This is a genomic window from Streptomyces sp. NPDC000878, from assembly GCF_053599695.1.
This window is the reverse complement of record NZ_JBSFMT010000008.1, coordinates 137,940-163,356: the sequence shown is the minus strand read 5'-3', so window position 1 is coordinate 163,356 and position 25,417 is coordinate 137,940. Positions and strand designations below refer to the sequence as shown.

Annotated in this window: 29 protein-coding genes and 1 pseudogene; 20 read left to right on the top strand and 10 right to left on the bottom strand. The window is 69.7% G+C overall.

Annotated elements, in window-relative coordinates; all coding sequences use genetic code 11:
- Nucleotides 1–110: 110 nt before the first annotated feature.
- From ACWDR4_RS10545 to ACWDR4_RS10535, 3 genes are all read right to left on the bottom strand, one after another.
- Nucleotides 111–980, bottom strand: coding sequence for a 1-aminocyclopropane-1-carboxylate deaminase/D-cysteine desulfhydrase (locus ACWDR4_RS10545; protein ID WP_450406515.1), 870 nt, complete (start codon nt 978–980; stop codon nt 111–113).
- Between the two features lie 265 nt (nt 981–1,245).
- On the bottom strand, nt 1,246–1,836 hold the full coding sequence (locus tag ACWDR4_RS10540) for an N-acetylmuramoyl-L-alanine amidase (protein WP_450406514.1): 591 nt from the start codon (nt 1,834–1,836) through the stop codon (nt 1,246–1,248).
- 146 nt (nt 1,837–1,982) lie between these two features.
- On the bottom strand, nt 1,983–2,219 hold the full coding sequence (locus ACWDR4_RS10535) for a hypothetical protein (protein ID WP_450406512.1): 237 nt from the start codon (nt 2,217–2,219) through the stop codon (nt 1,983–1,985).
- Between the two features lie 296 nt (nt 2,220–2,515).
- On the opposite strand from ACWDR4_RS10535, the gene ACWDR4_RS10530 reads away from it, so the two are divergent.
- From ACWDR4_RS10530 to ACWDR4_RS10500, 7 genes are all read left to right on the top strand, one after another.
- Nucleotides 2,516–3,922 (top strand): family 2B encapsulin nanocompartment shell protein, encoded by a 1,407-nt coding sequence (locus tag ACWDR4_RS10530; RefSeq protein ID WP_450406510.1) that lies wholly within the window; start codon nt 2,516–2,518, stop codon nt 3,920–3,922.
- Between the two features lie 203 nt (nt 3,923–4,125).
- Nucleotides 4,126–5,166, top strand: coding sequence for a family 2 encapsulin nanocompartment cargo protein polyprenyl transferase (locus ACWDR4_RS10525; RefSeq protein WP_450406509.1), 1,041 nt, complete (start codon nt 4,126–4,128; stop codon nt 5,164–5,166).
- Nucleotides 5,167–5,361: 195 nt separating this feature from the next.
- Nucleotides 5,362–5,982, top strand: a complete 621-nt coding sequence (locus tag ACWDR4_RS10520) for a GNAT family N-acetyltransferase (RefSeq protein ID WP_450406508.1) — start codon at nt 5,362–5,364, stop codon at nt 5,980–5,982.
- A gap of 15 nt (nt 5,983–5,997) precedes the next feature.
- Entirely contained in the window at nt 5,998–6,582 is a 585-nt protein-coding gene (locus ACWDR4_RS10515) for a dihydrofolate reductase family protein (protein ID WP_450406506.1), read from the top strand.
- An 80-nt stretch (nt 6,583–6,662) separates the two neighbouring features.
- Entirely contained in the window at nt 6,663–6,878 is a 216-nt protein-coding gene (locus ACWDR4_RS10510; RefSeq protein ID WP_450406505.1) for a hypothetical protein, read from the top strand.
- The gene (locus ACWDR4_RS10505) at nt 6,875–7,288 is read left to right on the top strand and encodes a YciI family protein (protein ID WP_450406503.1); all 414 of its coding nucleotides are present in this window, start codon (nt 6,875–6,877) and stop codon (nt 7,286–7,288) included. Before ACWDR4_RS10510 ends, ACWDR4_RS10505 begins: the two co-directional genes overlap by 4 nt.
- Nucleotides 7,289–7,331: 43 nt before the next feature.
- Nucleotides 7,332–7,673 (top strand): DUF952 domain-containing protein, encoded by a 342-nt coding sequence (locus tag ACWDR4_RS10500; protein ID WP_450406501.1) that lies wholly within the window; start codon nt 7,332–7,334, stop codon nt 7,671–7,673.
- 8 nt (nt 7,674–7,681) lie between these two features.
- On the opposite strand, the gene ACWDR4_RS10495 is transcribed toward ACWDR4_RS10500, so the two are convergent.
- Nucleotides 7,682–8,476, bottom strand: a complete 795-nt coding sequence (locus ACWDR4_RS10495; RefSeq protein ID WP_450406499.1) for a VOC family protein — start codon at nt 8,474–8,476, stop codon at nt 7,682–7,684.
- Between the two features lie 107 nt (nt 8,477–8,583).
- On the opposite strand from ACWDR4_RS10495, the gene ACWDR4_RS10490 reads away from it, so the two are divergent.
- The 4 genes from ACWDR4_RS10490 to ACWDR4_RS10475 are packed head-to-tail and all read left to right on the top strand — an operon-like array spanning nt 8,584 to nt 11,742.
- On the top strand, nt 8,584–9,738 hold the full coding sequence (locus tag ACWDR4_RS10490) for an anion permease (RefSeq protein WP_450406498.1): 1,155 nt from the start codon (nt 8,584–8,586) through the stop codon (nt 9,736–9,738).
- 16 nt (nt 9,739–9,754) lie between these two features.
- On the top strand, nt 9,755–9,988 hold the full coding sequence (locus ACWDR4_RS10485) for a hypothetical protein (RefSeq protein WP_450406497.1): 234 nt from the start codon (nt 9,755–9,757) through the stop codon (nt 9,986–9,988).
- A gap of 32 nt (nt 9,989–10,020) precedes the next feature.
- Entirely contained in the window at nt 10,021–10,905 is an 885-nt protein-coding gene (gene ppk2 / locus ACWDR4_RS10480; RefSeq protein ID WP_450406496.1) for a polyphosphate kinase 2, read from the top strand.
- Between the two features lie 27 nt (nt 10,906–10,932).
- Complete coding sequence (locus ACWDR4_RS10475) at nt 10,933–11,742, top strand: class I SAM-dependent methyltransferase (protein ID WP_450406495.1); 810 nt, start codon at nt 10,933–10,935, stop codon at nt 11,740–11,742.
- Nucleotides 11,743–11,816: 74 nt separating this feature from the next.
- Here the strand turns inward: ACWDR4_RS10475 and sodN are convergent, their stop codons facing one another.
- Nucleotides 11,817–12,212, bottom strand: coding sequence for a superoxide dismutase, Ni (gene sodN / locus ACWDR4_RS10470; RefSeq protein ID WP_164409275.1), 396 nt, complete (start codon nt 12,210–12,212; stop codon nt 11,817–11,819).
- 246 nt (nt 12,213–12,458) lie between these two features.
- Here sodN and ACWDR4_RS10465 point away from each other — a divergent pair.
- Together ACWDR4_RS10465 and sodX are read left to right on the top strand one after the other, a co-directional pair.
- A pseudogene (locus tag ACWDR4_RS10465) lies at nt 12,459–13,882 on the top strand (IS200/IS605 family accessory protein TnpB-related protein).
- 45 nt (nt 13,883–13,927) lie between these two features.
- Complete coding sequence (gene sodX, locus ACWDR4_RS10460; protein ID WP_450406493.1) at nt 13,928–14,386, top strand: nickel-type superoxide dismutase maturation protease; 459 nt, start codon at nt 13,928–13,930, stop codon at nt 14,384–14,386.
- Here sodX and ACWDR4_RS10455 read toward each other — a convergent pair.
- Nucleotides 14,269–14,919, bottom strand: coding sequence for a CGNR zinc finger domain-containing protein (locus ACWDR4_RS10455; protein ID WP_450406491.1), 651 nt, complete (start codon nt 14,917–14,919; stop codon nt 14,269–14,271). The genes sodX and ACWDR4_RS10455 overlap by 118 nt on opposite strands.
- A 134-nt stretch (nt 14,920–15,053) precedes the next feature.
- Here ACWDR4_RS10455 and ACWDR4_RS10450 point away from each other — a divergent pair, with 134 nt between their 5' ends.
- The 3 genes from ACWDR4_RS10450 (at nt 15,054) to ACWDR4_RS10440 (ending at nt 17,259) form a co-directional block, all read left to right on the top strand.
- Nucleotides 15,054–15,824, top strand: coding sequence for a class I SAM-dependent methyltransferase (locus ACWDR4_RS10450; RefSeq protein ID WP_450406489.1), 771 nt, complete (start codon nt 15,054–15,056; stop codon nt 15,822–15,824).
- Nucleotides 15,825–15,961: 137 nt separating this feature from the next.
- Nucleotides 15,962–16,450: a SigE family RNA polymerase sigma factor gene (locus tag ACWDR4_RS10445; RefSeq protein WP_450406487.1), complete on the top strand. Its 489-nt coding sequence runs from the start codon at nt 15,962–15,964 to the stop codon at nt 16,448–16,450.
- Nucleotides 16,447–17,259, top strand: a complete 813-nt coding sequence (locus ACWDR4_RS10440; RefSeq protein WP_450406485.1) for a hypothetical protein — start codon at nt 16,447–16,449, stop codon at nt 17,257–17,259. Before ACWDR4_RS10445 ends, ACWDR4_RS10440 begins: the two co-directional genes overlap by 4 nt.
- A 67-nt stretch (nt 17,260–17,326) precedes the next feature.
- Here ACWDR4_RS10440 and ACWDR4_RS10435 read toward each other — a convergent pair whose 3' ends face one another.
- The 3 genes from ACWDR4_RS10435 to ACWDR4_RS10425 are packed head-to-tail and all read right to left on the bottom strand — an operon-like array spanning nt 17,327 to nt 20,057.
- Nucleotides 17,327–18,130 carry an amino acid ABC transporter ATP-binding protein gene (locus ACWDR4_RS10435; RefSeq protein WP_450406482.1) on the bottom strand — a complete coding sequence of 268 codons (804 nt, stop codon included), beginning with the start codon at nt 18,128–18,130 and terminating at the stop codon, nt 17,327–17,329.
- 2 nt (nt 18,131–18,132) lie between these two features.
- Nucleotides 18,133–19,062: an amino acid ABC transporter permease gene (locus ACWDR4_RS10430; protein WP_450406480.1), complete on the bottom strand. Its 930-nt coding sequence runs from the start codon at nt 19,060–19,062 to the stop codon at nt 18,133–18,135.
- A 41-nt stretch (nt 19,063–19,103) separates the two neighbouring features.
- Nucleotides 19,104–20,057 carry an ABC transporter substrate-binding protein gene (locus ACWDR4_RS10425; RefSeq protein WP_450406478.1) on the bottom strand — a complete coding sequence of 318 codons (954 nt, stop codon included), beginning with the start codon at nt 20,055–20,057 and terminating at the stop codon, nt 19,104–19,106.
- A gap of 650 nt (nt 20,058–20,707) precedes the next feature.
- Between ACWDR4_RS10425 and ACWDR4_RS10420 the strand changes: the two genes are divergently transcribed.
- The 4 genes from ACWDR4_RS10420 to ACWDR4_RS10405 all read left to right on the top strand — a co-directional run bounded on the left by ACWDR4_RS10420 (nt 20,708) and on the right by ACWDR4_RS10405 (nt 24,205).
- Nucleotides 20,708–21,922 carry an NAD(P)-dependent malic enzyme gene (locus tag ACWDR4_RS10420; protein WP_450406475.1) on the top strand — a complete coding sequence of 405 codons (1,215 nt, stop codon included), beginning with the start codon at nt 20,708–20,710 and terminating at the stop codon, nt 21,920–21,922.
- Between the two features lie 440 nt (nt 21,923–22,362).
- Nucleotides 22,363–23,328 carry a zinc-binding dehydrogenase gene (locus tag ACWDR4_RS10415; protein WP_450406472.1) on the top strand — a complete coding sequence of 322 codons (966 nt, stop codon included), beginning with the start codon at nt 22,363–22,365 and terminating at the stop codon, nt 23,326–23,328.
- A 98-nt stretch (nt 23,329–23,426) separates the two neighbouring features.
- A complete protein-coding gene (locus ACWDR4_RS10410) occupies nt 23,427–23,636 on the top strand; it encodes a helix-turn-helix domain-containing protein (protein ID WP_105975866.1) in 210 nt (69 codons plus the stop codon).
- Nucleotides 23,636–24,205 (top strand): Clp protease N-terminal domain-containing protein, encoded by a 570-nt coding sequence (locus tag ACWDR4_RS10405; protein WP_450406469.1) that lies wholly within the window; start codon nt 23,636–23,638, stop codon nt 24,203–24,205. The genes ACWDR4_RS10410 and ACWDR4_RS10405 overlap by 1 nt, the downstream gene beginning before the upstream one ends.
- Nucleotides 24,206–24,435: 230 nt before the next feature.
- Here the strand turns inward: ACWDR4_RS10405 and ACWDR4_RS10400 are convergent, their stop codons facing one another.
- Nucleotides 24,436–25,416: a helix-turn-helix transcriptional regulator gene (locus ACWDR4_RS10400; RefSeq protein WP_450406466.1), complete on the bottom strand. Its 981-nt coding sequence runs from the start codon at nt 25,414–25,416 to the stop codon at nt 24,436–24,438.
- Between the last annotated feature and the right edge of the window lies 1 nt (nt 25,417).

The following is a 25,417-nucleotide window of genomic DNA, read 5'->3' as shown; positions in this document are numbered from 1 at the left end:
GTCGTCCAGGGCCTGTCCGGCGGATCAGGTCGCGGGAAAGCAACGGCGCCGCATCATCGCAGATGGGCGTGCCAGACCCCGCGTCCACGACATCATCCGCCGGACAGGCCCTAGGGGAACGGGCGGCCCGTGATCACCGCCGCGACGACGGTCCCGCGCGCGAACGCGCCCTCTTCGGCGAGGGCGACAAGTCCGTACAGCATCTTGGCGACATAGAGACGTTCCACGGGTACGTCGTGACGGGCCTCGAAGTCGTCGGCGAAGGCGTGCAGTTCGGGGGTCGTACGGGCGTAGCCGTCGAAGTGGAAACGGTGGTCGAGGGTCCAGGAGCCGCGGGGCCCGCCGAAGGTGAGGTCCTGGAGGGCCCGTATCTCCGCGTCCAGGAAGCCGCCCTTGAGGACCGGGATGCCGAGGGCGCGCTGGTCGGGGGCGAGGCCCGCGGCCAGGCCGGCGAGGGTGCCGCCGGTGCCGCAGGCGACCGCGACGACGTCGGCGTGGCCGCGCAGCTCCTCGCCGAGGGCGCGGCAGCCGTGTACGGCGAGGGCGTTGCTGCCGCCTTCCGGTACGACGTACGCGTCCTCGACGTCGGCCTCCCGGAGGACGGCGGCGACGGTGTCGGGCTCGGTTTTGTGCCGGTACATCGATCTGTCGACGAAGTGCAGGCGCATGCCGTTCGCCGTGCAGTGGGCGAGGGAGGGGTTGAGGGGGCGGTCGGCGAGTTCCTGGCCCCGGACGATGCCGATGGTGGGCATGCCTAGGAGGCGGCCGGCGGTGGCTGTGGCGCGCAGGTGGTTGGAGTAGGCGCCGCCGAAGGTGAGGATCGGGCGTCCGGCGGCGGCATCCAGGTTGGGGACCAGCTTGCGCCACTTGTTGCCGATGAGGTCCGGGTGGATGAGGTCGTCGCGTTTGAGGAGCAGGCGGAGGTGGTGGCGGGTGAAGCGGGGGTCTGTGAGTTCTTGGAGGGGGGTGGGGAGGGGCACGCCACCATTTTCGCCCCGGCCGCCCCTACCCGTCCCATCCCTGGGGGCTGCGCCCCCAGACCCCCCTTTCGGCCTGAACGGCCTCGTCCTCAAACGCCGGACGGGCTGGAAGGTGCCGGCCGGGGCTTGGTCTTTCAGCGCCGGCCCGCATTTCCAGCCCGTCCTGCGATTGAGGACAAGGCCCGTTCAGGGCCGGAGCGGGGGTCTGGGGGCGCAGCCCCCAGGGGATGGGAATGGGTAGGGGCGGCCGGGGCGAAACAAACCCCTACTTCAAGCGGTCCCGTACCCGTTCCCTCAGCCATTGCATGCTGAAGCCCCGTGGGTCGATCTTGCCCGGTTGCCATTCGAGGTGGCCGATGACCGATCGTTCCGTCCAGCCGTGGTGGCGGCACAGGGCCGCGGCGACCTTCTCGATGGCGTCGAGCTGGGCCGGCGGCCAGGGATCCTCGCCGTCCCCGAGGTTCTCGCACTCGAAGCCGTAGAAGTGTCGATTGCCGTCTGTGTTCGCCTCGTTGTCCAGCGGGAGCGCCTTCTCCGCGATCACCGCGCGCAGGACGTCGTCGTCACCCAGCCCCGCGTGGTTGGCCCTGCCGTAGCCGACGAGGTGGACGCAGCCGTCCTTGGTGATGACGCCGTGGCACAGGGGGCCGGGCAGCTCGGCATAGCCCTCGCGGCAGAGTTCCACCGTGTGCGCGCTGCCCTTGGTCACCGTGTGATGGATCATCACGCCGTGGACCGGGCCCCAGGGACCCTTGTGGTTGCGGTTGTGATGGGTCCAGTCGCCGACCTCGACGACGGAGACGCCTTCCTCCCTGAGCCGGTCCAGGAAGCTGCCCGCGGACATGGGTGGGGCCATGACCGTCTCCTTACGCGCTGCGCGACGGCCACCGGTCGTGACCGCCTAGTACCGCAGCTTGTACCGGAATCCAACGGTCAGGGGCGAATTGTTCGCACGGCGTGCGAGCCGATCCGGTCAGGGGCGCCGACGGGCGTCACTCGCCGTCACTGCTGGCGCAGGAACGCGTCCCCGTTCACCGCGATGTGACTCTCCAGGGCCTGCAGAGCCCGCTGGGTCGCGTCGGGGGAACCGCTGCCGCGCCGCTCCGCGTAGTACGCCGCGCCCAGTTTCTTGAGCAGGTCGCTGCCGGCCCGCTGGGTCTGCACCTCGTCGAGCTTCTGCTTGCCCTGCGTCAGGCCGCGCTGTGCCTGTTCCTTGGCGCGGTCCAGGAAGCCTGCCATCGGTGTCTCCTTGTTCGTTGTCCGTCAATGGCTCAAACGGCCGGCCCGATCTTGAAGTTCCCGATACGGAGAGAAAGGGGACGGCAGAAGAGGCATTTTCCGTTCGTCCGGTCGAACGAGTTGGCGAAGAACCTCTTTGTGCCCACTCCGGAGATGATCCATTCCCGCTCATTCGTGTAATAGCACTGGCGCGTTCGGTCGGGAAGGCTGGTGCGCGCAGGCGTCCGATGTCGAGCGAACCCGGCAGGGATCACGGCATCGGCGCATTTAAGAGTTGACCGGGAGGGCAGTTCCTTATGTCGGTAGGCGAAGAGATCCGCACGGAGCAGGACAAGCCGCAGCAGAGTCTCGGCACATCGGCCGCGCGGAATCTGGCCACCACCACCAAGTCCGTTCCCCAGATGCAGGAGATCAGCTCGCGCTGGCTGCTGCGGATGCTCCCCTGGGTGAATGTGCAGGGTGGTACATACCGCGTGAACCGGCGGCTCACCTACTCCGTGGGAGACGGCCGTCTGACGTTCGTGAAGACCGGTGACCGCGTGGAAGTGGTCCCCGCTGAACTGTCCGAGTTGCCGGCCCTGCGGTCCTACGAGGACGAGGAGGTGTTCGCCGAACTCGCCCGCCGCTGCCAGCAGCGGGAGTTCACCGCCGGCTCGGAGATCGCCTCCTTCGGCAGTTCCAACGACGAGGTGTTCCTGCTGGCCCACGGCAAGGTCGAGAAGATCGGCACGGGCCCCTACGGGGACGACGCCGAACTCGGCATGCTGGCCGACGGCGCGTATTTCGGGGACCAGGCACTGCTCGACCCCGACGCCCTGTGGGAGTACACGGCCCGCGCGGTCACCGCGTGCACCGTGCTGACACTCTCCCGGCAGCACTTCGAGCAGGTCGCCGAGCGCGCCGACTCCCTGCGCGACCACCTCCAGGCACTGAGCGCGATCCCCGAGCAGCACGCCAACAGGTACGGCGAGAAGGAGATCGACCTGGCGGCCGGTCACAGCGGCGAGCCGGACATCCCGCGCACGTTCGTCGACTACGAGGCCAGGCCCCGTGAGTACGAACTGAGCATCGCCCAGACAGTGCTGCGCATCCACTCCCGCGTGGCCGACCTCTACAACCAGCCGATGAACCAGACGGAACAGCAGCTCCGTCTCACGGTCGAGGCCCTGAAGGAGCGCCAGGAGCACGAACTCGTCAACAACCGGGAGTTCGGACTGCTCAGCAACTGCGAGTACGACCAGCGGATCCAGCCGCACGACGGCGTACCCAGCCCCGACGACCTGGACGAACTGCTCAGCAGGCGGCGCGGGACCAAGTTCCTGCTCGCCCACCCGCGCGCGATCTCCGCGATCGGCCGTGAGCTGAACAAGCGCGGACTCGTCCCCGAGACGATCGACATCAGCGGCAACCGCATCCCCACCTGGCGCGGGGTGCCGATCTACCCGTGCAACAAGATCCCGGTCACCGAGGCCCGTACGACCTCGATCATCGCCATGCGTACCGGCGAGGCCGAGCAGGGTGTCATCGGGCTCCAGCAGGCCGGTATCCCGGACGAGATCGAGCCCAGTCTGTCCGTGCGGTTCATGGGCATCAACGAACAGGCGGTCATCAACTACCTGGTGACGGCCTACTACTCGGCGGCCGTCCTGGTCCCGGACGCCCTCGGCGTGCTGGAGAACGTCGAGATCGGCCGCTGGCGATGACCAGGTCCCACGGCCCGGCCGAGACCATCGAGACCCTGGATCCGGAGAGGCGGAACCCCATCGGCGGTCCGGCGGAGAGGCCTTCGGAGAATTCACCGGAGTCCGGGGCAGGGGAGCGGCCGGCCGTGGGCGCGAGGCGGCCAGGGCCGCCGAGGCGGGCGGAGTCCCCCGTACCCCTACGGGGGACGGGGGAGGAGCGGGGAGTGTCCGGTGGGGCGGACGGGCAGGACGCCGCCCTCATCCTGGAGCAGGCGCGGGCCGTGGTCGATCCCGTGCTGCGCGGAGCGGTCGAGTCGCTGCCCGGGTCCATGCGCCGGGTCGCGCTCTACCACTTCGGGTGGGAGCACGCGGACGGCACCCCGGCGGCGGGCAACGCGGGCAAGGCGATCCGCCCCGCGCTCGTGCTGACCGCCGCCGCGGCACTCGGCGGACGGCGGGAGGCAGCCGTACGGGCCGCAGCGGCGGTGGAGCTGGTCCACAACTTCACCCTGCTGCACGACGACGTCATGGACCGGGACACCACCCGCAGACACCGGCCCACCGCGTGGACCGTGTTCGGCGACGCCGACGCGATCCTCGCCGGGGACGCCTTGCAGGCCCTGGCACTGCGGCTGCTCGCCGAGGACCCGCACCCGGCGTCCGCCACCGCCGCCGCCCGGCTCGCGAACTGCGTCGTCGAGCTGTGCGAGGGGCAGCACGCGGACACGGCCATGGAGAAACAGGGCCCCGACGAGGTCACCCTCGACGAGTGCCTCGCCATGGCCGAGGCCAAGACGGGCGCGCTGCTCGGCTGCGCCTGCGCCTTGGGGGCGCTGTACGCGGGCGGGTCGGCCGCGGACGTCGAGGCGATGGACGCGTTCGGCCGGGAGGCCGGGCTCGCCTTTCAGCTCATCGACGACGTGATCGGGATATGGGGGGACCCGAGCCGCACCGGCAAGCCGGCCGGGGCGGATCTGGTCGCCCGCAAGAAGTCCCTGCCCGTGGTCGCCGCACTGGCCTCCGGCACACCGGCGGCCATCGAACTGGCCCAGTTGTACGGGGTTCCGTACGACGAACGCCAGGAAGGGGCGCTGGAGCGGACGGTGCTCGCCGTCGAGCGGGCGGGCGGCCGGGACTGGGCGCAGCTCCAGGCGGCCGACCGGATGGCCCGCGCGATACACGAACTGTCCCGCGCGGTCCCCGACCCGGAGGCGGCGGGCGGCCTGCTCTCCCTGGCCGAGTTCGTCACCCGCCGCACCACCTGAGACGCGCACCGCACCACCTCAGGCCCCGGGGCCATCCGAGGCGGGGCGTACGGCCCTGACTCCGTACGCCTCGCACCGGTGCTCCGGCCGGCGGGTCCCGCACATCCCCACGGTGTGCGGGCCCCGTCATAACTCCCTCACCCATTAGGCTCAACCGCCATACAATCAACGGCGGTTGGGACAAAGGGGCGGGGCATGGGCGTGGCGATACGGACGGCGGACGAGAGAGACCGGGAGCTGGTCGTCCGGCTGCTGGACGGGGCGTTCCAGGACGACCCGGTGAGCGGCTGGGTCTTCCCGGACCCGGCGCACCGCCGCGCGACGCATCCCAGACTGATGGCCGCCTTCCTCGACATCGTGCTCGCCGAGGGCCGCGTCGACCTCGCCGAGGACGGTTCGGCGTGCGCCCTGTGGCTGTCCGTCCCCGCCGACGCCCACCCGGAGGGCCACGAAGAGGACGTACAAGGAGATGAGGGGGACGACGCCGTCCAGTTGCGCGAGGCCGTCGATCCCGACAACGAGCGCGTCGAACTGATCGCGCGGCTGACGGCGGAGATCCATCCCGCCGGGCAGGCCCACGCGTACCTGTGGATGATCGCCGTCGCACAGGACAGCCAGGGCCGCGGCCTGGGGGCGGCCCTCCTCCGGCACGCCCTCGACCGCTGCGACCGCGAGGGAGTGGCCGCCTACCTGGAGGCGAGCAGCGCCCGCAGCAGCAAGCTGTACGAACGGCTCGGCTTCGACCACCTCGACCGCCCCCTCGACCTCCCGGACGGCCCCCGCATGTGGCCCATGTGGCGCAAGCCCCAGGCCTGACCGAAAGAGAACAGCTTGCGCAAGCTCACCTACTTCGTCGCCTGCTCGATCGACGGCTTCATCGGGGACGAGAGCGGCGACGCCTCCTTCATGTACCCGTTCGTCGACGAGCAGTTCCTGGAGTTCCTGAAGACCGAGTACCCCGAGACCATCTCCACCGGGGGCCGCCGCGCCCTCGGCCTCGACGACCTGCCCAACCGCCGCTTCGACACGGTCGTCCAGGGACGGGGCAGCTACGAGGTGGCCCTGAAGGAGGGCATCACCAGCCCGTACGCACACCTGCGCGAGTACGTCGCCTCGCGCACCCTGGAGGAGTCGCCGGACCCGCACGTCGAGATCATCGCCGCCGATCTGATCGCCAGGGTCCGGGAACTCAAGGCGGAGAACGGCGAGCGGGGCATCTACCTGTGCGGCGGCTCGCGGCTCGCGGGTGAGCTGCGCGACGAGATCGACGAGCTGGTCGTCAAGACGTACCCGATCGTCCTCGGCACCGGGATGCCGATGTTCGGCTCCGGCTTCGACGTGTCGGAGTTCGTGCTCGACGAGCTGCGCCCGTTCAAGAACGGCGTGCTGGTCCGGACGTACAGCAGAAAGACCTGAACCGGCGGTAAAGGCCTAACCCGCAGAAAGCGGCGAACCGGCGGGGAGCGCCCCGGCGGCTCCCGCAATACCCTGGGGGTATGGGCAGCGAAGAGTACGACTGTCCCGTCTGCGGACAGCATGTGACCACGGTGATACGGCGGCACAAGACCCTGGGCGCATGGGTACCGAAGTGGGTCGCCGGGCCGTGCCGGAATCCCGAGTGCGAGGCGTACGCCGATCCGGCGGCCGAGGCCGGGGTCGGCCCGGTGCGGGCGGCCCGGTCGGGGCGGTCCGAGCCGAAGGAGCGGTCATGAAGTATCTGGTGACGGTGCGCGGGACGCAGGCCGACTACGACGCCCAGAACGGCAAGGCGGCCGAGGACGGCCCGGTCTGGACCGAGGACGACATCCAGGTCATGTACGCGTACATGGGCGCGATCAACGCCGACCTCGCCAGGACAGGCGAGTTCCTCGACGGGAACGGCCTGGCCGAACCCGCGCGGATCCGGCAGGTCACCGCCGGCAAGGACGGCGGCGCGGTGATCACCGACGGTCCGTACGGCGAGAGCGAGGAGCTGATGGCCGGCTACTGGCTCCTGGAGTGCGCGAGCCTGGACCGGGTCACCGAGATCGCCGCCCGCGTCACCCGCTGCCCGGTCCCGGACGGCGTACCGGAGCACCCCGTGGAGATCCGGCCCGTCCTGGACGATCCCCGGGACCAGTGAGGGCCCGTATCGCGGCCGGGGCAGGGGCCCGTAGGTTGGGTTCATGTCAGAACCGCCGTGCATAGTCCACATCACCGAACGCGCCCTCTGGGAGGCGGCCCGCGCGCGGGGCACGTACGAGATGTCGACGCGTGGCCGCACCCTCCAGGAGGAGGGCTTCATCCATTTGTCGACACGCGCCCAGTTCCCGGCCGTGGCCGCCTTCCTGTACGGCTCCTACGACGGCCCCGACGACCTGGTGGTGCTGGTCGTGGACCCCGCGCGGCTCGACGCACCCCTGAGGTACGAGGCCCCGAAGCCGGGCGGCGAGGAGTTTCCGCACGTGTACGGGCCGATCCCGGTGGCGGCCGTGGTGGACGTCGAGGCGTACGAGGTTCCCCGCTAGCTTCCCCGTTAGGCGAGGTCGGCTGCCGGCGTCGCCTTCGGCAGGCCGCCCGTTTCGGGGTCGCGGCCGGTCAGGCAGTACGTGCCGCCCGCCGGGTCGCGCATGACCGTCCAGTGGGAGAAGGGGGCGATGACCGTGGCCCCCAGTTCCTCGTGGCGGGCGCGGGTCGCCGCGATGTCGGCGCAGGCCAGGTCCAGGTGGGCGGAGGCGCCGGCCCGGTCGGTGTCGAGGCGCTGGAGGAGGACGCGGACCGGAAGGCCGGCCGGGGGCCTGAGGACGTGGAACTCCGGGAGTGAGCCGGTGAGGGAATCCCAGGCGGTGAAGCGCTCCCAGAAGGCGACCTCCGTGTCGTACGCGGCCGGCGGGACGTCGACGCACACCTGGTCGAGGCGGCTGCCGTCCACCACGGCGGGCCGTACCGACTCCCCGTGCCAGGGCACCGCGCAGAACAGCTGACCGGCGGGCGACCGCAGCACGGCCCAGCCGGTGTACGCGCTGACGACCGTCGCCCCGAGCGCCGACGCCGATCCGACGAAGGCGTCGACGTCCTCGACGGCGAAGTCGAGATGGGCGCCGCCGTCCCCGGAGTCCACCCCCTGGACCTTGACGCAGGCGTCGCCCGCGCCCGGCAGCAGGGTCGTGAACTCGTCCTCGGTGCCCCGGGACGCGGAGAGCCGGGTGTCCGTGACGGCGGTCCAGAAGGCCTGGGCGGGGCCGAGGAGTGCGGCGGGCCGGTCGATGAAGGCGTAGGTCCAGCGGATGCCCGTATCCAGCCCCGTACGCATGCCCATACCAGTGCTCATGGGGTGATCGTAAGGTGACGGTCGTCCACGTCACCTGCGTTTTTTCCAGGAATAGCCTTTGCCCGCAGTTCGTTGCGAATACGCCTGCGCTTGCTTCCATCGAACGCATGGACCACATCACGTTCCTGGTGGCGGTCGTCATCGTGACGGCCCTGGCCTTCGACTTCACCAACGGATTCCACGACACGGCGAACGCGATGGCCACGTCCATCGCCACCGGCGCCCTGAAACCGAAGACAGCGGTCCTGATCGCCGGAGTCCTCAATATCGTGGGCGCGTTCCTGTCCACGGAGGTCGCCAAGACGATCTCCGGAGGCATCGTCGACGACACGCTCGTCAGCCCCGGGATGATCTTCGCCGGGCTGGTCGGAGCGATCCTGTGGAACCTGCTGACCTGGCTGGTGGGGCTGCCGTCGAGTTCCTCGCACGCCCTGTTCGGCGGGCTGATCGGCGCGGTGTGGGTGGGCGCTGGCGCCGACGGTGTGCACTTCACCAAGGTCGTCGAGAAGGTGCTGATCCCGGCGCTGGCCTCGCCGCTGGTGGCCGGAATCGCGGCTCTGATCGCCACGTACTTCGCCTACAGGCTCACGGCCCGCGCCCGCAAGGACACGGTGACCAAGGGGTTCCGGGCCGGTCAGATCGCCTCCGCCTCCCTCGTCTCCCTCGCGCACGGCACGAACGACGCGCAGAAGACCATGGGCATCATCACGCTGACCCTGATCTCCGCGGGCGCGCTCGGCCACGACGCCGGTCCGCCGGTGTGGGTGATCGCGTCGGCGGGGCTCGCCATCGGCCTCGGCACCTATCTGGGCGGCTGGCGGATCATCCGGACCATGGGCAAGGGGCTGACCGAGATCCAGTCGCCGCAGGGCTTCGCCGCCGAGACGGCGTCCACGGCCGTCATCCTCACCTCCGCCCACCTCGGTTTCGCCCTGTCCACCACCCAGGTCGCCTCGGGCAGCATCCTGGGCGCGGGCCTGGGCCGGCGGCTGGCGGAGGTGCGCTGGGGTGTCGCGGGCCGCATGGTCATGGCGTGGCTGATCACCCTGCCCGCCGCCGCGCTGGTCGGCGGGGTCTCCGCGGGCGCGGTCAGGTACGGCGGCACCTTCGGCACCGTGGTCGTCGCGCTGGTCGCCGTCGCGGTCGCGGCGGGCATCGTGCTGGCCGCGCGCCGCAACCCGGTGCACGCGAACAACGTCAACGAGACCCACGAGGTCAGCATCAAGGCGACGGAGCCGACGCGCGTCGGTACGGCCGCGTGAGCGAGGGAGAACCGGAATGAAGCTGGACTGGAGCGCACTGGGCCAGGTCGCCGCGGTGAGCCTCGGGGTCACCGTCGCCATGGTCGTCGTCTTCGCCGTCGGCGTCCTCGGACTCGCCCGGGTCGAGGGCGCGCGTGAGAATGACGGTGGTACGCACGCGCTCGGGCTCGCCCAGGCCGGGCTGTGCTTTGTGGCGTGCGCTGCCGTGGTCGCGTACGGCATCTATCTGATCGTGCCGCAGTTCCACTGACCGCTGATGTCGATGCACGGGAGGCCGACGGTATGACACCACTGATGTCCGGACTGAAGGTCGACTACAGCGACCACGACGAACCCGTCCTCATCCGGCCGGACGGTTCTCCGGTCGAGACCTGGCGGGAGAACTACCCCTACCCCGAGCGCATGGAGCGCAAGGAGTACGAGTGGCACAAGAGGCTCCAGCAGATCGAACTGCTGAAGCTGCAGAGCTGGATCAAGCAGACCGGCCGTCGGCTGGTCGTCGTCTTCGAGGGCCGGGACGCGGCCGGAAAAGGCGGCACGATCAAGCGGTTCACGGAGCATCTCAACCCGCGCGGCGCCCGCGTGGTCGCCCTGGAGAAGCCCACCGAACGCGAGCGCGGGCAGTGGTACTTCCAGCGGTACGTCGAACACCTCCCGACCGCCGGTGAGATCGTCCTGTTCGACCGCTCCTGGTACAACCGGGCCGGTGTGGAGCGGGTCATGGGCTTCTGCACGGACGACGAGTACCGGCGCTTCACCAGGCAGGCCCCGCTGTTCGAGCGCATGCTCGTCGACGACGGCGTCGACCTGATCAAGTTCTGGTTCTCGGTCTCCCAGAGCGAACAGCGCACCCGTTTCACGATCCGTCAGGTCGACCCCGTACGGCAGTGGAAGCTGAGCCCGATGGACCTCGCCTCCCTGGACCGCTGGGACGACTACACGGCGGCCAAGGTCGCCATGTTCCGTGAGACGGACACCGAACAGGCGCCCTGGACGGTGGTGAAGAGCAACGACAAGAAGCGGGCGAGGGTGGAGGCGATGCGCAGTGTGCTGGCCCGCTTCGACTACACGGGCAAGGACGAGGAGGTCGTCGGCAGCCCGGACCCGAGCATCGTGGGTGCGGCGGTGAACCTGCTGGAGGCGGGCGAGGACGACGACGGCATGTGAACCGCCCACGGCGGGGATGCCTCTGCCGTGACCGAACCCTCCGCAGCCGCAGCCACCGACCGGACCCGCCTCGCCGAAAGCGCCTACAGCAGCGACCGGGACCTGGCTGCCCGCCAGTCGATCTACCAGTGGCAGACACCCCGTCACGACCTGCCCGGCATCGTCGCCGGGCAGCTGAGTGACGTACGCGGACGCGTGGTCGACGTCGGCTGCGGCAACGGCAGGTTCGTCCGGCGGCTGCGCGAGGACCGGCCCGGGCCGGCCGTGCTGGGCCTGGACATCGCGCCCGGCATCCTCACCGGCGTCCCCGGCCCGGTCGCCGTGGCGGATGTCACACGGCTGCCGTTGGCCACGGGGAGCGTCGGCGCGGCCCTGGCGATGCACATGCTGTACCATGTGCCCGACATCCCTCAGGCGGTACGGGAGTTGGCCCGGGTCGTCGCCCGTGACGGGCTGGTGATCGCCTCCACCAACGGCGCCCGGGACAAGGCCGAACTCGACGACCTGTGGCAGCGGGCCGCGAGCGATGTGCTCGGCACCGGGCAGGAGCCCGTCCGGTTCTCGATCGGCGCCCGCTTCTCCCTGGAGAACGCCCCGGACTACCTCGGGGCGGAGTTCGGGCAGGTGGAGACGCTCGAACTGCCCAGCACCGTCACCGTCCACGACCCCGAGCCGGTCGTCGCCTACCTGGCGTCCTACCGGGCCTGGGCGGACCAGTACGACGTGCCCTTCGGCGCGACCGTCGAGCGGGCCCGCACCATCGTCACCGAACGGATCGCCCGGCAGGGGATGTTCGAGATCGGCTGCCGGGCGGGGATCCTCGTGTGCCGGCGCTGAGCGGGCTCACGCGGTCGGAGGGCAGCGAAAAGGGCCGGTCTGTGTCGACCGGCCCTTTTCGACGAAGGTCCGCATCAGGCCTTCTTGGTCTCCCAGAAGATCTTGTCGATCTGGGCGATGTAGTCCAGGGCCTTCTGGCCCGTCGCCGGGTCGGTGGACGCCTTGGCGGCCGAGAGGGCCTTCAGGGTGTCGTTGACCAGCTGGTGCAGCTCCGGGTACTTCTCGAAGTGCGGCGGCTTGAAGTAGTCGCTCCACAGGACCGACACGTGGTGCTTGGCGAGCTCTGCGCGCTGCTCCTTGATGACGGTGGCACGCGCCTGGAAGTGCGGGTCGTCGTTGGCGGCAATCTTGTCCTGCACGGCCTTCACCGACTCCGCCTCGATGCGGGCCTGGGCGGGGTCGTACACACCGCAGGGCAGGTCGCAGTGGGCGCTGACCTTGACCTTGGGGGCAAACAGGCGGGAAAGCATGGAGCGTTCCTTCCTCGTGATCGTCTTCTCAGGTTGGACATTACTCCCTGAGAGAGGGGTTTTCGCGAGTGCCCCCATGGGCTTAGGACAAAAGTAGGAGCTCTGGAGCGGTTGCCGCTGGAGTGCGTTCAAGAACGTTTTGGTGAGCGGGAGCGACTGCTGCTGGCCTGCGTCGTGTCGCGCACCTCGACCGTTGGGCGGGTTCTCGATGGGAACTGACGTTCTTTCATCGAATGTGTGACTTTCATGGAGGATGCTCGGACCCGCCTCAAGCAGCTGACGCCGGACGATGAGAAGGTGCTGCGCATGGTCGGCCGAAATCTGGGGTCGCTGGCCTCGCAGGACCTCAAGGCCCGCTGCCAGGACGGCTTTGTGCACTCCTGTGACACATGGGCGGTGCGTAAGCGGGGACTGACGGCCCTGTCGTCGTCGCGGTGGGCGGGCAGTATCACCAAAGCCACGCACGATCAGTGGGCACTGGCCCCCCGCTGCCGGCTCACACACATCCAGAACCTGGAAGCCGGCATCCGCGCCATCGAGCACCGGCTGTCGCTGCCGGTCGGCCAGAAGGGGACGAAGAGGGCGCCCGGGGGCTACCGGTCCCGGCGGGAACGGCATTCGAAGTCGAGGCGGCTGCGGGTACTTCAGGACCGGCTGGCCGCCGTGCGGGCGGACCGTGAGGCGGGCATCGTGCACGTCGTGCGGGGCGGTAAGCAACTGGCCCGCACCTGGCATCACCTGGACTCGGCTGGGCTGACCGAGTCCGCGTGGCGCAGGCGTTGGGAGGCCGAACGATGGTTCTGCCAGGCGGACGGGGAGTCCGGCAAGCGCTACGGCAACGAGACCATCCGTATCAGCCCGGACGGTGAGGTGAGTATCAAGCTGCCCGCGCCACTCGCGCATCTGGCGAACGCCCCGCACGGCCGCTACGTCCTTGCCTCCCGGATCACGTTTGCGCACCGGGGCACCGAGTGGGCCGACCGCGTCGCAGCCAACCGGGCCGTGGCCTACCGCATCCACCTCGATACCGGCCGGGACCGCTGGTGTCTGACCGCGTCCTGGCTGCCCAGCACCGGGACGCCCAGGTCCGCCACGCCCTCACCCGCCTCCTGCACTGGGCCCGCACCTGCGGTGTGAAGGCGATCGCGGTGGAGGACCTGGACTTCGCCGCCGAGAAGACCCGCGAGAAACACGGACGCGGCAAACGCTTCCGGCAGTTGATCTCCGGCATGCCCACCGCCAAGCTCCGTGCCCGGCTCGTGTCGATGGCGGACCAGACGGGTATCGCGGTCATCGCCGTCGATCCGGCCTACACCTCGAAGTGGGGCGCCCAGCACTGGCAGAAGCCCCTCACCACCACAACCCTCAGGACCACCCGCCACGACGCAGCCGCCGTGGCGATCGGAAGGCGCGCCCAGGGACATCCGATCCGGCGACGGACGGCACCGCCCCCTGCTCACCGGAGTGATGAGCAGGGGCATCGGACCGTCCAGGCCGGTCGGCGTGTTCCTGGGCGTGAGGGACCCCGCCCCCGCATTTCCGGACCACGGATACGATCCGTAGGCGCCGGGTGCGGAGTGAACGCGGGCAACCAGAACGCCCAACACCGTCCGGGGCGTTCGGCTGAGCATGGGTTCTGGCAACAGGACTCACTTCCGCTCAGTCTCTAGGAACGGTCAGACTGGGACTGGTGGAGGAACCGGGGAGGTGCCGGGATGCCGGAGCTGTCGCAGGAGAGCGCACACGGGAGTGAGCGCGGGAGTGAGCACGGAGGGGCCGCGAAGCTCTTCGGATGGGTCGAAGTGACCGGGCCGTCGATGGTGCCCACGCTGTATCACGGCGACTTTCTCGTGGTGCGGTACGGGGGCCGGGTCAGGGCCGGGGAGATCGTCGTCCTGCGCCATCCGTTCCAGCAGGACCTGCTGGTCGTCAAACGGGCCGTGGAGCGCCGTGAGGGCGGTTGGTGGGTGCTCGGGGACAACTCCTTCGCCGGCGGCGACAGCACCGACTACGGGACTGTGCCGCACGATCTGATCCTGGGCCGGGTCCGGTTCCGCTACCGGCCGCTCAAGCCCGGCCGGCGCTCGCCGCTGGCGCTGCTGCGCTGGGCGCTGTCGGCCGCCAGGCCCGTCTTCTCGGACCGGTCCGCCTCCAGGCGTTTGCGGGCGCGGTAGGCGGCCACGTTGGCCCGGGTCGCGCAGCGGTCGGAGCAGTAGCGCCGGGAGCGGTTCGTCGAGGTGTCGAGGTAGGCGTTGCGGCAGGGCGGCGCCTCGCACAGGCCCAGGCGGTCCACGCCGTACTCGGTGAGGTGGAAGGCCAGGCCCATCGCGGCGATGGCCGCGTAGCCCGCGGTCGCGTTCGACGGGTGGTCGGCGAGGTGCATGTGCCACAGGGGGCGCCCGCCGTCGTCCCGGAAGTCGTGCCCGGAGATCTGCGGGCTGACCGGGAACTCCAGCAGGAGTGAGTTCAGCAGGTCCACCGAGAGCGTCTCGTCGCCGGTGTCCGCCGCCTCGAAGACCGCGCGCAGCCGGGCCCGTACGGAGCGGAACCGGGTCACGTCGGCGTCGGTGGCGCGGCGGGCGGCCTGCTGGTTGGCGCCGAAGAGGTCGCGCACCGCGTCGGTCGAGGTCAACGCGTCCTTTCCGCGCGCCGGTTCCTCGGTGTTGACGAGACGCACGGCGTAGTCCGAGTAATAGGCCAGTTCCACTTGTAGTCCTTACGAGGGCGTTCTATGGTCGTCGGTGTGTGGAAGTAACGGCTGACATTGCTTCCAGGGTATTACGCATGTGTTCGAAGCGGGCGAGTGAGCGGCTGCCGAGCAGCTGACGGGAGGGGCTTTCGATGACCACCACTACCGGTACAAACGCCAAAACGGACTGGAATGCCTGGCAGGAGAGCTGGGACCGGCAGCAGGAGTGGTACCTGCCGGACCGCGAGGAACGGTTCCGGGTCATGCTCGACATGGTCGAGGCCCTCGCCGGCCCCGCCCCGCGCGTGCTCGACCTCGCCTGTGGCACGGGAAGTATCACGGCCCGGCTGCTCGATCGGTTCCCCGAGGCCACCAGCACCGGCGTCGACCTCGACCCCGCGCTCCTCGCCATCGCCGAGGGCACCTTCGCGGGCGACGACCGCGTCACCTTCGTCACGGCCGACCTCAAGGACCCGCGGTGGACGAGCGGGCTGCCGTACGACTCGTACGACGCCGTCCTGACCGCCACCGCCCTGCACTGGCTGCACAGCGAACCCCTCGCGGACGTCTACGGCCGGATCGCGGAGGTCGTCCGCGGCGGCGGTCTGTTCATGAACGCGGACCACATGATCGACGACAGCACGCCCCGGATCAACGCGGCGGAGCGCGCACTGCGCCACGCACGTATGGATCAGGCCAAACACGACGGTGTCGTCGACTGGGCGCAATGGTGGCAGCTCGCCGCCCAGGACCCCGTCCTCGCCGGGCCGACCGCCCGCCGCTTCGAGATCTACGGCGAACACGCGGAAGGTGACACACCCTCCGCCGAGTGGCACGCGCGCGTGCTGCGCGAGAAGGGGTTCGCGGAGGTGCGTCCCGTGTGGTGCTCGCCCTCGGACACCCTGCTGCTCGCCCTCAAGTAGCCCCGGCGGAGAGTGCGGTGGAGGCGGTACGGAGAATCCGTACCGCCTTTTCCGTGCGCGCCGCGTCCTGGGCGGGTCCCCACCGCACTGGAAGGGGTGAGACGGTCCTCGACCAGGGGGCCGGGAAGGGGGGAAGGATGATGCGGGGCTCGGACGCGACTCTGCACGCCTTCGTGGAGGGCAGACGCACGGCGCTGTTCCGGAGCGCCTATCTGCTCTGCGGCAACCGTGACGAGGCCGAGGATCTCGTCCAGACGACGCTGGTGAAGGTCGTCCTCGGAGCGCGCAGATACGGGCGGCTGGACAACCTCGAGGCCTATGCGCGCCAGACGCTGGTCAACACGTTCATCGCGGGGCGCCGGCGCTTCTGGCGGCGCGAACACGCGTACGGCGAACTGCCGGAGACGCCCGCCGAGCCGGCGGACAACGACACGGGGCTGATGGTGCGCGCGGCGCTGGCGAAGCTCGCGCCCAAACAGCGGGCGGTGCTGGTGCTGCGCTACTGGGAGGACCTCAGCGTCAACGACACCGCGGACCTGCTCGGCATGCGGGTGAGCACGGTGAAGAGCCACACGGCCAGGGGAATCGCGGCGATGCGGGCCGCGGTGCAGGAGGAGCACGTATGAGCACCGACATCGACGAGGTCGAGACGTGGCTGGAGGGGCGGGAGCTGCTCGGGCGGGCCGTGGGCGGGGTCCCAGTGCCCTCGGGGGGCAGCACGGAGGCGGTGTTCGCGCGTGCGGCGCGGGTGCGGCGGCGACGGTGGGGCGCGGTGACGGTCGTCGCGGCGGCCGGGGTCGCGGTGGGGGTGGTTGTCGGGCCCGGGTGGCTGACGTACGACAGGGGCGGTGGCCGTGTCGCGGACACGACGACGCCCAAGCCTCCCGGCGAGGCGACCGCCAAGGCGGCCAGGCTCGCGAAGCTGTTGCCGGCGGGCGTGGGCGAGATCCGTGAAGTGAACATGGACGCCGTCCTCTGGCCGAAGTCCACGTCCGGCGGAGTCCGCACGACGTACAAGCAGTACCCGTACTTCGGCAGCTTCACGGTCAGCAGGGACGGCGGTGTCGGGTTCATCAGGGTCATCAACGGATACGGCTCGACGGAGGGCGTGCGGTGGAAGAATCCCTGTTCGATTCCGGGCAACGAGCCCCAGGAGGGGTGCACCTTCGAGAGGCTGCCTAACGGGGACGTCCTCGAATACCAGACCGGGATGGACGACCTCAGCTCGCTCGCGATGGACGAACGCCGTACCTGGGGCGAGTACCTCACCGTGAGGCTGTACCGGAGGAACGGTGACGTGGTCGAGGTGCAGGACAGCACCGGCTTCACCGGTCCGACCTCGCTGGGACCGCTGCTCAAGACCCTCCCGTTGACGAAGGGTCAGCTGCGCGAACTGGCTCTCGTCCCGGAGGTGCTGGGGTCGAGGCAGGGCTAGGGCTGGGGCGACGCGGAAGGGGCGGTACGGGGATCCCGTACCGCCCCTTCCGGTGTGTCGGGCGTCGTCAGAGGACCTTGGACAGGAACGACTGGGTCCGCTCGTGCTGCGGGTTCGTCAGGACGTCGCGCGGGTTGCCGGACTCGACGACCACGCCGCCGTCCATGAAGACCAGGCTGTCGCCCACCTCACGGGCGAAGCCCATCTCGTGGGTGACGACGATCATCGTCATCCCGGACTCGGCCAGGTCGCGCATGACGTCGAGGACGTCGCCGACCAGCTCCGGGTCCAGGGCCGAGGTCGGCTCGTCGAACAGCATCAGCTTCGGGTCCATCGCCAGGGCCCGGGCGATGGCGACGCGCTGCTGCTGGCCGCCGGAGAGCTGCGTGGGGTAGTTTCCGGCCTTGTCGGCCAGGCCCACGCGCTCCAGGAGCTGGCCCGCGCGCTCACGGGCCTGCGCCTTGCTCGTGCCCTTGACCTGGACCGGGGCCTCCATGACGTTCTCCAGCGCCGTCATGTGCGGGAACAGGTTGAAGCGCTGGAAGACCATGCCGATGTCCCGGCGCTTCAGCGCGACCTCGCTGTCCTTCAGCTCGTACAGCTTGTCGCCCTTCTGGCGGTAGCCGACCAGCTCCCCGTCGACGTACAGGCGCCCCGCGTTGACCTTCTCCAGGTGGTTGATGCACCGGAGGAACGTCGACTTGCCCGAGCCGGAGGGGCCGATGAGGCAGAAAACCTCGCCCGACTTGACCTCCAGATCGATGCCCTTGAGGACCTCGACGGGGCCGAAGGACTTGTGGACGCCCTCCGACTTGACCATCGCGACGGCTTCGGACCCGGAAGGCTGCTCTGCGACCTTTTCCGTGCTCATGGTCAGCGCCTCCAGCTTCCGAGGGACAGCATGTTCGCCTTGATCTTCTGCAACGGCGTGGCCGGAAGCGAACGGCTGGAACCGCGCGCGTAGTACCGCTCGATGTAGTACTGGCCGACGCTGAGGACCGAGGTGAGGATCAGGTACCAGGCCGCGGCGAGGAAGTACATCTCCACCGGGGCACCGGACGTCTGTCCGATGTCCTGGGCGTAGCGGAACAGTTCGGCGAACTGCACCACCGACACCAGCGAGGTCGTCTTCAGCATGTTGATGACCTCGTTGCCCGTGGGCGGCACGATCACGCGCATCGCCTGCGGGATCACGATCCGGCGCAGGGTCTTGGCGTGGCTCATGCCCAGGGCGTGCGAGGCCTCGGTCTGGCCCTCGTCGACCGACAGGAGGCCGGCGCGGCAGATCTCCGCCATGTAGGCGGCCTCGTTCAGGCCCAGGCCCAGGAGCGCCGTCAGCAGCGGCGTCATGAAGCTGGACCAGTAGTCCTTGTAGATCGGACCGAGGTTGATGTACGTGAAGACCAGGCCCAGGTTGAACCAGACGACCAGCTGGACCAGGACCGGGGTGCCGCGGAAGAACCAGATGTAGAACCAGGCGATGGTCGAGGTCACCGGGTTCTTCGACAGCCGCATGACGGCGAGCAGGATGCCGCCGACGATGCCGATCAGCATCGAGAGGACCGTCAGCAGGAGGGTCTTCCAGACGCCGGTGATGATGCGGTCGTCGAAGAAGTAGTCCGGTACGGCGCCCCAGTTGATGTTGCCCTGGGCGAACGCGGAGATGATCGCGACGAAGAGCGCGATCGCGATCAGGGCCGAGACGTACCGCCCGTAGTGCCGGACCGGGACGGCCTTGATGGCCTCCGGTCCGGCCGGGGGAGTGTCCGCCGGTCCTGTCGTCTTGTCGGTGTCAACAGTCACGGGTGTTGCCTTTCAGTGCCCGTAGCTTCCGTGAGCCCGGTTCACTTGCCGCCGTTGACGGTGGCCGTCGTCACGGCGCCGTCCTCGACGCCCCACTTGGCGACGATCTTGGCGTACTCGCCGTTCTTGATGATCGCGTCCAGCGCGGCCTTCAGGGCGTCCCGCAGCTCCGTGCTCGTCTTGGCGACCGCGATGCCGTACGGCGCCGCCTCGACCTGCTCACCGACGACCTGGAAGTCGTTGCCGCCGCCCGAGGTCTTCACCGCGTACGCCGTGACCGGGAAGTCGGAGGAGCCGGCGTCCGCGCCGCCCGCGCGCACCCGGGTCTGGGCCTGCTGGTCGTTGTCGTACGACTCGATGGCGATCTTCTTGCCGCCCGTACACTTCGCCGTCTCGGCCTTGGCGAGGTCCTCGGAGACCGTGCCGCGCTGCACCGCGATCTTCTTGCCGCACAGGTCGGACCAGGTCTTGATGCCCTGGTCGTCGCCCTTCTTGGTGTAGATCGAGACACCGGCGGTGAAGTAGTCGACGAAGTCGACGCCCTCGCCGACCTTCTTGCCGTTCTCGGTGCCCTCCTGGCGGTCCTTGGTGTCGGTCATCGCGGACATGGCGATGTCGTACCGCTTGGAGCGCAGACCCGTGATCAGGGTGTCGAAGGTGCCGTTCTGGAACTCGAACTTCACACCGAGCTGCTTGCCCATGGCGTCCGCGAGGTCCGGGTCGATACCGACCGTCTTGCCGGAGTCGTCCTTGAACTCGACCGGCGCGTACGCGATGTCCGAGCCGACGGTGATGACGCCCTTGTCCCGGATCGCCTGGGGGAGCTTGTCAGCGAGCGGGGCCGAACTCGTCGAGGCGCTCTCCGAGCCACTGCCCTTGTCCTTGGTCTGGTCACCGCACCCGGTGAGCAGCAGGGCGCCCGCGACCGCGATCGCACCGACCGCGGCTAGCCGGTTCTGCGCGGCGGTCGTACGAAGGGTGGAGCTTGCGGTCATGGTGGGTTCCTCCGGCGGATGGATGGTGTGCCATTGGGGCCGCCGCCCGCCCGATTGGAGCGGGCGGAACCGGCGGGTCGACTTGTGCACGCATCTTTGAGTGTCGCGACCTTGTGTGATTACGGCATCTTGCCATTCGGACGGAGGCATTCAGACGACCGGCTATGTCAAAATCGGATAACGGGTGACCCCCGTTGAGCGTCAGGTCGGTGCATCAGAGCCGGACCTTCCCGGACCTTCTACGGGAATCATTCGTTCCGGCCGGAAGATCTTCGGTGTATCTCGCCAGGTGAGCGGCTGTTGCCATCCGCACGTACCTCCGTATGGACGGCCGCGCGAGGACTCCGTCCGGCCCATCTCCCGGCCCGACTCGCTTCTCGATTTGATCGATCATGTCCGGGTATGCGGCCGTGTGTGGTGATGTGTCATGTCACCCACGTGTGACCTTCGACTTATAGGGGTCGTCGTCGGTGTCCTCCGTCCGGTAAGAAGGTTCTTTACACCCCTCATCCGGGGCTCAGGGCGCGTGTGCGGCGCGTCCGTCGCGCTTGTGCCCGTGCGCATCACTCACCGGGGCCTCGCGCGGTGCCCGCCCACCCCTCACCAGGAGTGGTCACCCTCAAACCTTGAAGACTTAAGGGGTACAAAAAGTGGCAGCGGAGATCGTCAATCCTCGCAGCGACATCAACATCGGCACCGGCGGCGATGCCGGTGAGTTCGACCCGGCGTTCGCTCTGCACCGGGGCGGCAAGATGGCCGTGCAGGCCACCGTGCCGATCCGTGACAAGGACGACCTGTCCCTCGCGTACACACCCGGTGTGGCCCGGGTGTGCACCGCCATCGCCGAGCAGCCCGACCTCGTCAACGACTACACCTGGAAGTCGTCCGTCGTCGCGGTCGTGACGGACGGTACGGCGGTGCTCGGACTCGGGGACATCGGTCCCGAGGCCTCCCTTCCGGTGATGGAGGGCAAGGCGATCCTGTTCAAGCAGTTCGGCGGCGTGGACGCGGTCCCGATCGCGCTGGCCTGCACGGACGTGGACGAGATCGTCGAGACCGTGGTCCGGCTGGCGCCGTCCTTCGGCGGGGTCAACCTGGAGGACATCTCGGCACCGCGGTGCTTCGAGATCGAGCGGCAGCTCCAGGAGCGGCTGGACATCCCGGTCTTCCACGACGACCAGCACGGCACGGCGGTCGTGACGCTGGCGGCCCTGCGCAACGCTGCGCGGCTCACCGGGCGGGAGCTGGGCGAGCTGCGGGGGGTGATCTCGGGCGCGGGTGCGGCGGGAGTCGCCATCGCGAAGTTCCTGCTGGAGGCGGGCCTCGGGGACGTGGCCGTCGCAGACCGCAAGGGCATCGTCTCGGCGGACCGGGACGACCTCACGCCGGTCAAGCGCGAGCTGGCCGAGCTGACGAACCGGGCGGGGCTGAGCGGGTCGCTCGAGTCCGCGCTCGCCGGCGCCGACGTCTTCATCGGGGTCTCCGGCGGTACGGTCCCGGAGGCGGCGGTGGCTTCGATGGCGGACGGCGCGTTCGTGTTCGCGATGGCCAACCCGGACCCCGAGGTGCACCCGGATGTGGCGCACAAGTACGCGGCGGTCGTCGCTACCGGGCGCTCGGACTTCCCGAACCAGATCAACAACGTGCTGGCGTTTCCGGGGATCTTCGCGGGGGCGCTGCAGGTGCGGGCGTCTCGGATCACGGAGGGGATGAAGATCGCGGCGGCGGATGCGTTGGCTGCGGTCGTGGGTGAGGATCTCGCCGCCGACTACGTGATTCCGTCGCCGTTCGACGAGCGGGTCGCTCCGGCGGTCACCGCGGCGGTTGCCGCGGCGGCTCGGGCGGAGGGGGTCGCTCGACGCTGAGCGCGAGCGACTTTGGTTTGAGGGGTGGTCCCGTCCGGCTTCGGCTGTGGCGGGGCCATTTTTCTTTCGCCCCCGCCGCCCCTACCCGTCCCATCCCTGGGGGCTGCCGCCCCCAGACCCCCGCTTCGGCCTGGACGGCCTCGTCCTCAAGCGCCGGACGGGCTGGAATGCCCAGGCCCGTGCTGAAGTGCGGTGGAGGTGGGCGGGCGGGGAAAAGGGGCGGGTCAAGCGTGGTTGTCCTCGAATGCCGGCCGGGGTTTGATCTTTTAGCCCGTCCGGCGTTTGAGGACGAGGCCCGTTCAGGGCCGTGGCGGGGGTCTGGGGGCGGCAGCCCCCAGAAGGATGGGACGGGTAGGGGCGGCGGGGGCGAAATCAACAGGGTGTGTGTCACAGCGTCGTGCCGTTCCCCCCGGCCTCGCCGGGCCCCTATCGTCGACGTCATGTTCGCTGCCTACGCCGCCCGTATCGACCCCGACCACCCGCTCAACGGGCTGGAGTTGGGCGACCGCCCAGCCCCGGAGGCGCGCCCCGGCTGGGCGACCGTCGACGTCAGGGCCGCCTCGCTCAACCACCACGACCTGTGGTCCCTGCGCGGAGTCGGCCTCCCCGAGGACCGGCTCCCGATGATCCTCGGCTGCGACGCCGCCGGCGTCGACGCGGACGGCAACGAGGTCGTCCTGCACTCCGTCATCGGACAGACGGGGCACGGTGTCGGACCCAAAGAGCCCCGGTCCATTCTCACCGAGCGTTATCAGGGCACCTTCGCCGAGCAGGTCGCCGTACCCGCGTGGAACATCCTGCCCAAGCCCAAGGAGCTGTCCTTCGCCGAGGCCGCCTGTCTGCCCACCGCCTGGCTGACCGCGTACCGCATGCTCTTCACCAACGCGGGCGTACGCCCCGGCGACTCGGTGCTCGTACAGGGCGCCGGCGGTGGCGTCGCTACCGCCGCGATCATCCTCGGTAAGGCGGCGGGGCTGCGTGTCTTCGCCACCAGCAGGGACGAGGCCAAGCGGAAGCGGGCGGTGGAACTGGGCGCCGTCGAGGCAGTTGAGTCCGGGGCGCGGCTGCCGCAGCGCGTCGACGCCGTGATCGAGACCGTGGGCGCGGCCACCTGGTCGCACTCGGTCAAGTCGCTGCGGCCCGGCGGCACGCTCGTCATCTCGGGCGCCACCAGTGGCGACCGCCCCTCGCACGCCGAACTCACCCGCATCTTCTTCCTCGAACTCAAGGTCGTCGGCTCGACCATGGGCACCAAGGACGAGCTGGAGGACCTCCTGTCGTTCTGCGCCGCCACCGGCGTACGCCCCGTCATCGACGAGGTGCTCCCGCTGGACCGGGCCCGCGAGGGCTTCGAACGCCTTGAATCCGGCGATCTCTTCGGCAAGATCGTTCTCAGTACCTCCTGACCACGTCCTGATCGTCGGCCACTGCGTGGTGCGCCTCCACTCTTCGTTTGCGTCAACATGGGTTGACAGTGGCATGCGTGTCAACCTACGTTGACATCATGACCGAAGCAACAGATCTCGCCGAGCGCGCGGGCGACCGCGACCCGCGGGTCGGACTGCGGGCCGTCTCCGCGCTGCGGAAGCTGGTCGAGCAGTTGGAGGCCGTGCAGGTGCGCGGTGCGCGCAATCAGGGCTGGTCGTGGCAGGAGATCGCCGCGGAACTCGGTGTCAGCAGGCAGGCCGTGCACAAGAAGTACGGGAGGCAGTGATGTTCGAACGGTTCACGAACGATGCGCGTGCTGTGGTGCGGGGTGCCGTCGAGCACTCCGAGCGCGCGGGCAGCCGGTCCGTCGACGCCGAGCACCTGCTGCTCGCGCTGCTCGACCGCGAGGCGAGCCGGGCCTCCTTCGCGCTGGCCTCGCTCGGGCTCGCCGACCGCAAGGAGCCGGTGAGGTCCGCCCTCGCCGACGCCAGGCGCCGTGCCGGGCTGTCCCAGGCCGAGGCCGACGCCCTCGCCGGGCTCGGTATCGATGTGTCCGACCTCGTCTCCCGGGTCGAGGAGGTGCACGGCGTCGGCGCGATGTCGGGCGACCGCAAGGACAGGGGGTGGTGGTCCGGCCGCACCACCTTCAGCCGGGACGCCAAGGAGGTGCTGGAGAGGTGCCTGCGCATCGCGGTGGCCCACCGGGACCGCCGGATCGGCGACGAGCACATCCTCCTCGCCCTCACGGCCCGCCCCGGCGTACCGTCGGAGGTCCTCGCCGACCAGGGAGTCACGTACGAGGCCCTGAGCCGTGTGCTGTACGGCGGCGGGGGTGAGGCGAAGGCCGCCGGCTGAGGGCTCGGGCTGGCGGGCTTGGGCTGACGGGTTCGGGCTGAGGCCCGTCGGGCGGGTGCCCTGCGCTGCGCCGCGCGTCAGGCGCCTCCACAGCTTCGGCCCTCCAGTCCCGGCCCCCCAGCCCTCGCCCCTTGGCCCCGGCCCCCCAGCCCTAGATCCCTGGCCCCGCCCCCAGCCCTCGGCTCCGACTCCCCGGTTCGCTCGTCCCTCCCTGCTCACGCCCTCCCTGCTCACACCTTCGGTGTCCGCAGTGCCGCCCCCACATGTGCCGCCGCTGCCGACAAGTGGCGGCGGATGTCCTGGAGTTGGGGGTCCGTGACGCCGTGGTCGCGGGCCGTGTCGCGGATGTCGTCGCGGAAGCGGTCGAGGAGGCGGTCGAGGTCGCGGGCCGGGTTGCCGGTGGACTCCTCGTGGGCCCAGGACGGTTCGTAGCCGGCCGGGAAGTCCGGGGGAGTGTCCGTGTACGTCGGTTCGTACTCCGGTTGCGGTTCCGGTGCCGTGGGGGGTGTGGTGCCGCTGGGGCGGGGGAAGCCGAAGCCCTTGCCGAACTCGCCGAACTCCTTGGCCAGTTCGGTCAGGCCCTCCCGGACCCCTGTCGGCCAGTCGCCCCGCGTGAAGTGGTCCTGGACCTGTTCCTGAACGCGCTTCGCGATGCGCTGCACCTCTTCCTGGGCCTGGGCGCGGGCGTGTTCCTGGGCCTCCTTGGCCTGGCGCCTGGCCCGCTGGGCCTCCTCACGGGCCCGGCGGCTCTCGTCCTTCGCGCGCCGGGCCTGCTCCTTCCACTCCTGCCTGATGCGCCGCATCTCCTCCGCGCCGGAGTCCCTGCGCGCCTCGCTCGCCGCCGCGCGCACCTCCCTGCGCAGATCGCCCGCCGCGCCCCGGACGTCGGCCCGGATCTCGGCGGCGAGTTCGGCGACGGACTCGCGGATCTCCAGTTCCAGATCGGCCAGTTCGCCGCTGCGGTCGGCCAGTTCGGCGCGGCCCGCGTCCGTGATGGCGTACACCTTCCGGCCGCCCTCGGTGGTGTGCGTGACCAGGCCCTCGGCTTCCAGCTTGGCCAGGCGGGGGTACACGGTGCCCGCCGACGGCGCGTACAGCCCCTGGAAGCGCTCCTCCAGGAGGCGGATCACCTCGTAGCCGTGGCGCGGGGCCTCGTCCAGCAGCTTGAGCAGGTAGAGACGCAGACGGCCGTGGGCGAAGACGGGGGACATG

Bases quoted from the DNA above. Each gene is read 5' to 3' on its own strand.
- ACWDR4_RS10415 (WP_450406472.1), top strand. From the start codon at position 22,363: ATGTTCGCTGCCTACGCCGCCCGTATCGACCCCGACCACCCGCTCAAC.
- ACWDR4_RS10400 (WP_450406466.1), bottom strand. From the start codon at position 25,416: ATGTCCCCCGTCTTCGCCCACGGCCGTCTGCGTCTCTACCTGCTCAAG.
- sodX (WP_450406493.1), top strand. From the start codon at position 13,928: ATGCCGGAGCTGTCGCAGGAGAGCGCACACGGGAGTGAGCGCGGGAGT.
- ACWDR4_RS10445 (WP_450406487.1), top strand. From the start codon at position 15,962: ATGATGCGGGGCTCGGACGCGACTCTGCACGCCTTCGTGGAGGGCAGA.
- ACWDR4_RS10520 (WP_450406508.1), top strand. From the start codon at position 5,362: ATGGGCGTGGCGATACGGACGGCGGACGAGAGAGACCGGGAGCTGGTC.
- ACWDR4_RS10495 (WP_450406499.1), bottom strand. From the start codon at position 8,476: ATGAGCACTGGTATGGGCATGCGTACGGGGCTGGATACGGGCATCCGC.
- ACWDR4_RS10530 (WP_450406510.1), top strand. From the start codon at position 2,516: ATGTCGGTAGGCGAAGAGATCCGCACGGAGCAGGACAAGCCGCAGCAG.
- ACWDR4_RS10450 (WP_450406489.1), top strand. From the start codon at position 15,054: ATGACCACCACTACCGGTACAAACGCCAAAACGGACTGGAATGCCTGG.
- ACWDR4_RS10425 (WP_450406478.1), bottom strand. From the start codon at position 20,057: ATGACCGCAAGCTCCACCCTTCGTACGACCGCCGCGCAGAACCGGCTA.
- ACWDR4_RS10490 (WP_450406498.1), top strand. From the start codon at position 8,584: ATGGACCACATCACGTTCCTGGTGGCGGTCGTCATCGTGACGGCCCTG.
- ACWDR4_RS10440 (WP_450406485.1), top strand. From the start codon at position 16,447: ATGAGCACCGACATCGACGAGGTCGAGACGTGGCTGGAGGGGCGGGAG.
- ACWDR4_RS10485 (WP_450406497.1), top strand. From the start codon at position 9,755: ATGAAGCTGGACTGGAGCGCACTGGGCCAGGTCGCCGCGGTGAGCCTC.
- ACWDR4_RS10435 (WP_450406482.1), bottom strand. From the start codon at position 18,130: ATGAGCACGGAAAAGGTCGCAGAGCAGCCTTCCGGGTCCGAAGCCGTC.
- ACWDR4_RS10405 (WP_450406469.1), top strand. From the start codon at position 23,636: ATGTTCGAACGGTTCACGAACGATGCGCGTGCTGTGGTGCGGGGTGCC.
- ACWDR4_RS10535 (WP_450406512.1), bottom strand. From the start codon at position 2,219: ATGGCAGGCTTCCTGGACCGCGCCAAGGAACAGGCACAGCGCGGCCTG.
- ACWDR4_RS10410 (WP_105975866.1), top strand. From the start codon at position 23,427: ATGACCGAAGCAACAGATCTCGCCGAGCGCGCGGGCGACCGCGACCCG.
- ACWDR4_RS10510 (WP_450406505.1), top strand. From the start codon at position 6,663: ATGGGCAGCGAAGAGTACGACTGTCCCGTCTGCGGACAGCATGTGACC.
- ppk2 (WP_450406496.1), top strand. From the start codon at position 10,021: ATGACACCACTGATGTCCGGACTGAAGGTCGACTACAGCGACCACGAC.
- ACWDR4_RS10540 (WP_450406514.1), bottom strand. From the start codon at position 1,836: ATGGCCCCACCCATGTCCGCGGGCAGCTTCCTGGACCGGCTCAGGGAG.
- ACWDR4_RS10500 (WP_450406501.1), top strand. From the start codon at position 7,332: ATGTCAGAACCGCCGTGCATAGTCCACATCACCGAACGCGCCCTCTGG.
- sodN (WP_164409275.1), bottom strand. From the start codon at position 12,212: ATGCTTTCCCGCCTGTTTGCCCCCAAGGTCAAGGTCAGCGCCCACTGC.
- ACWDR4_RS10505 (WP_450406503.1), top strand. From the start codon at position 6,875: ATGAAGTATCTGGTGACGGTGCGCGGGACGCAGGCCGACTACGACGCC.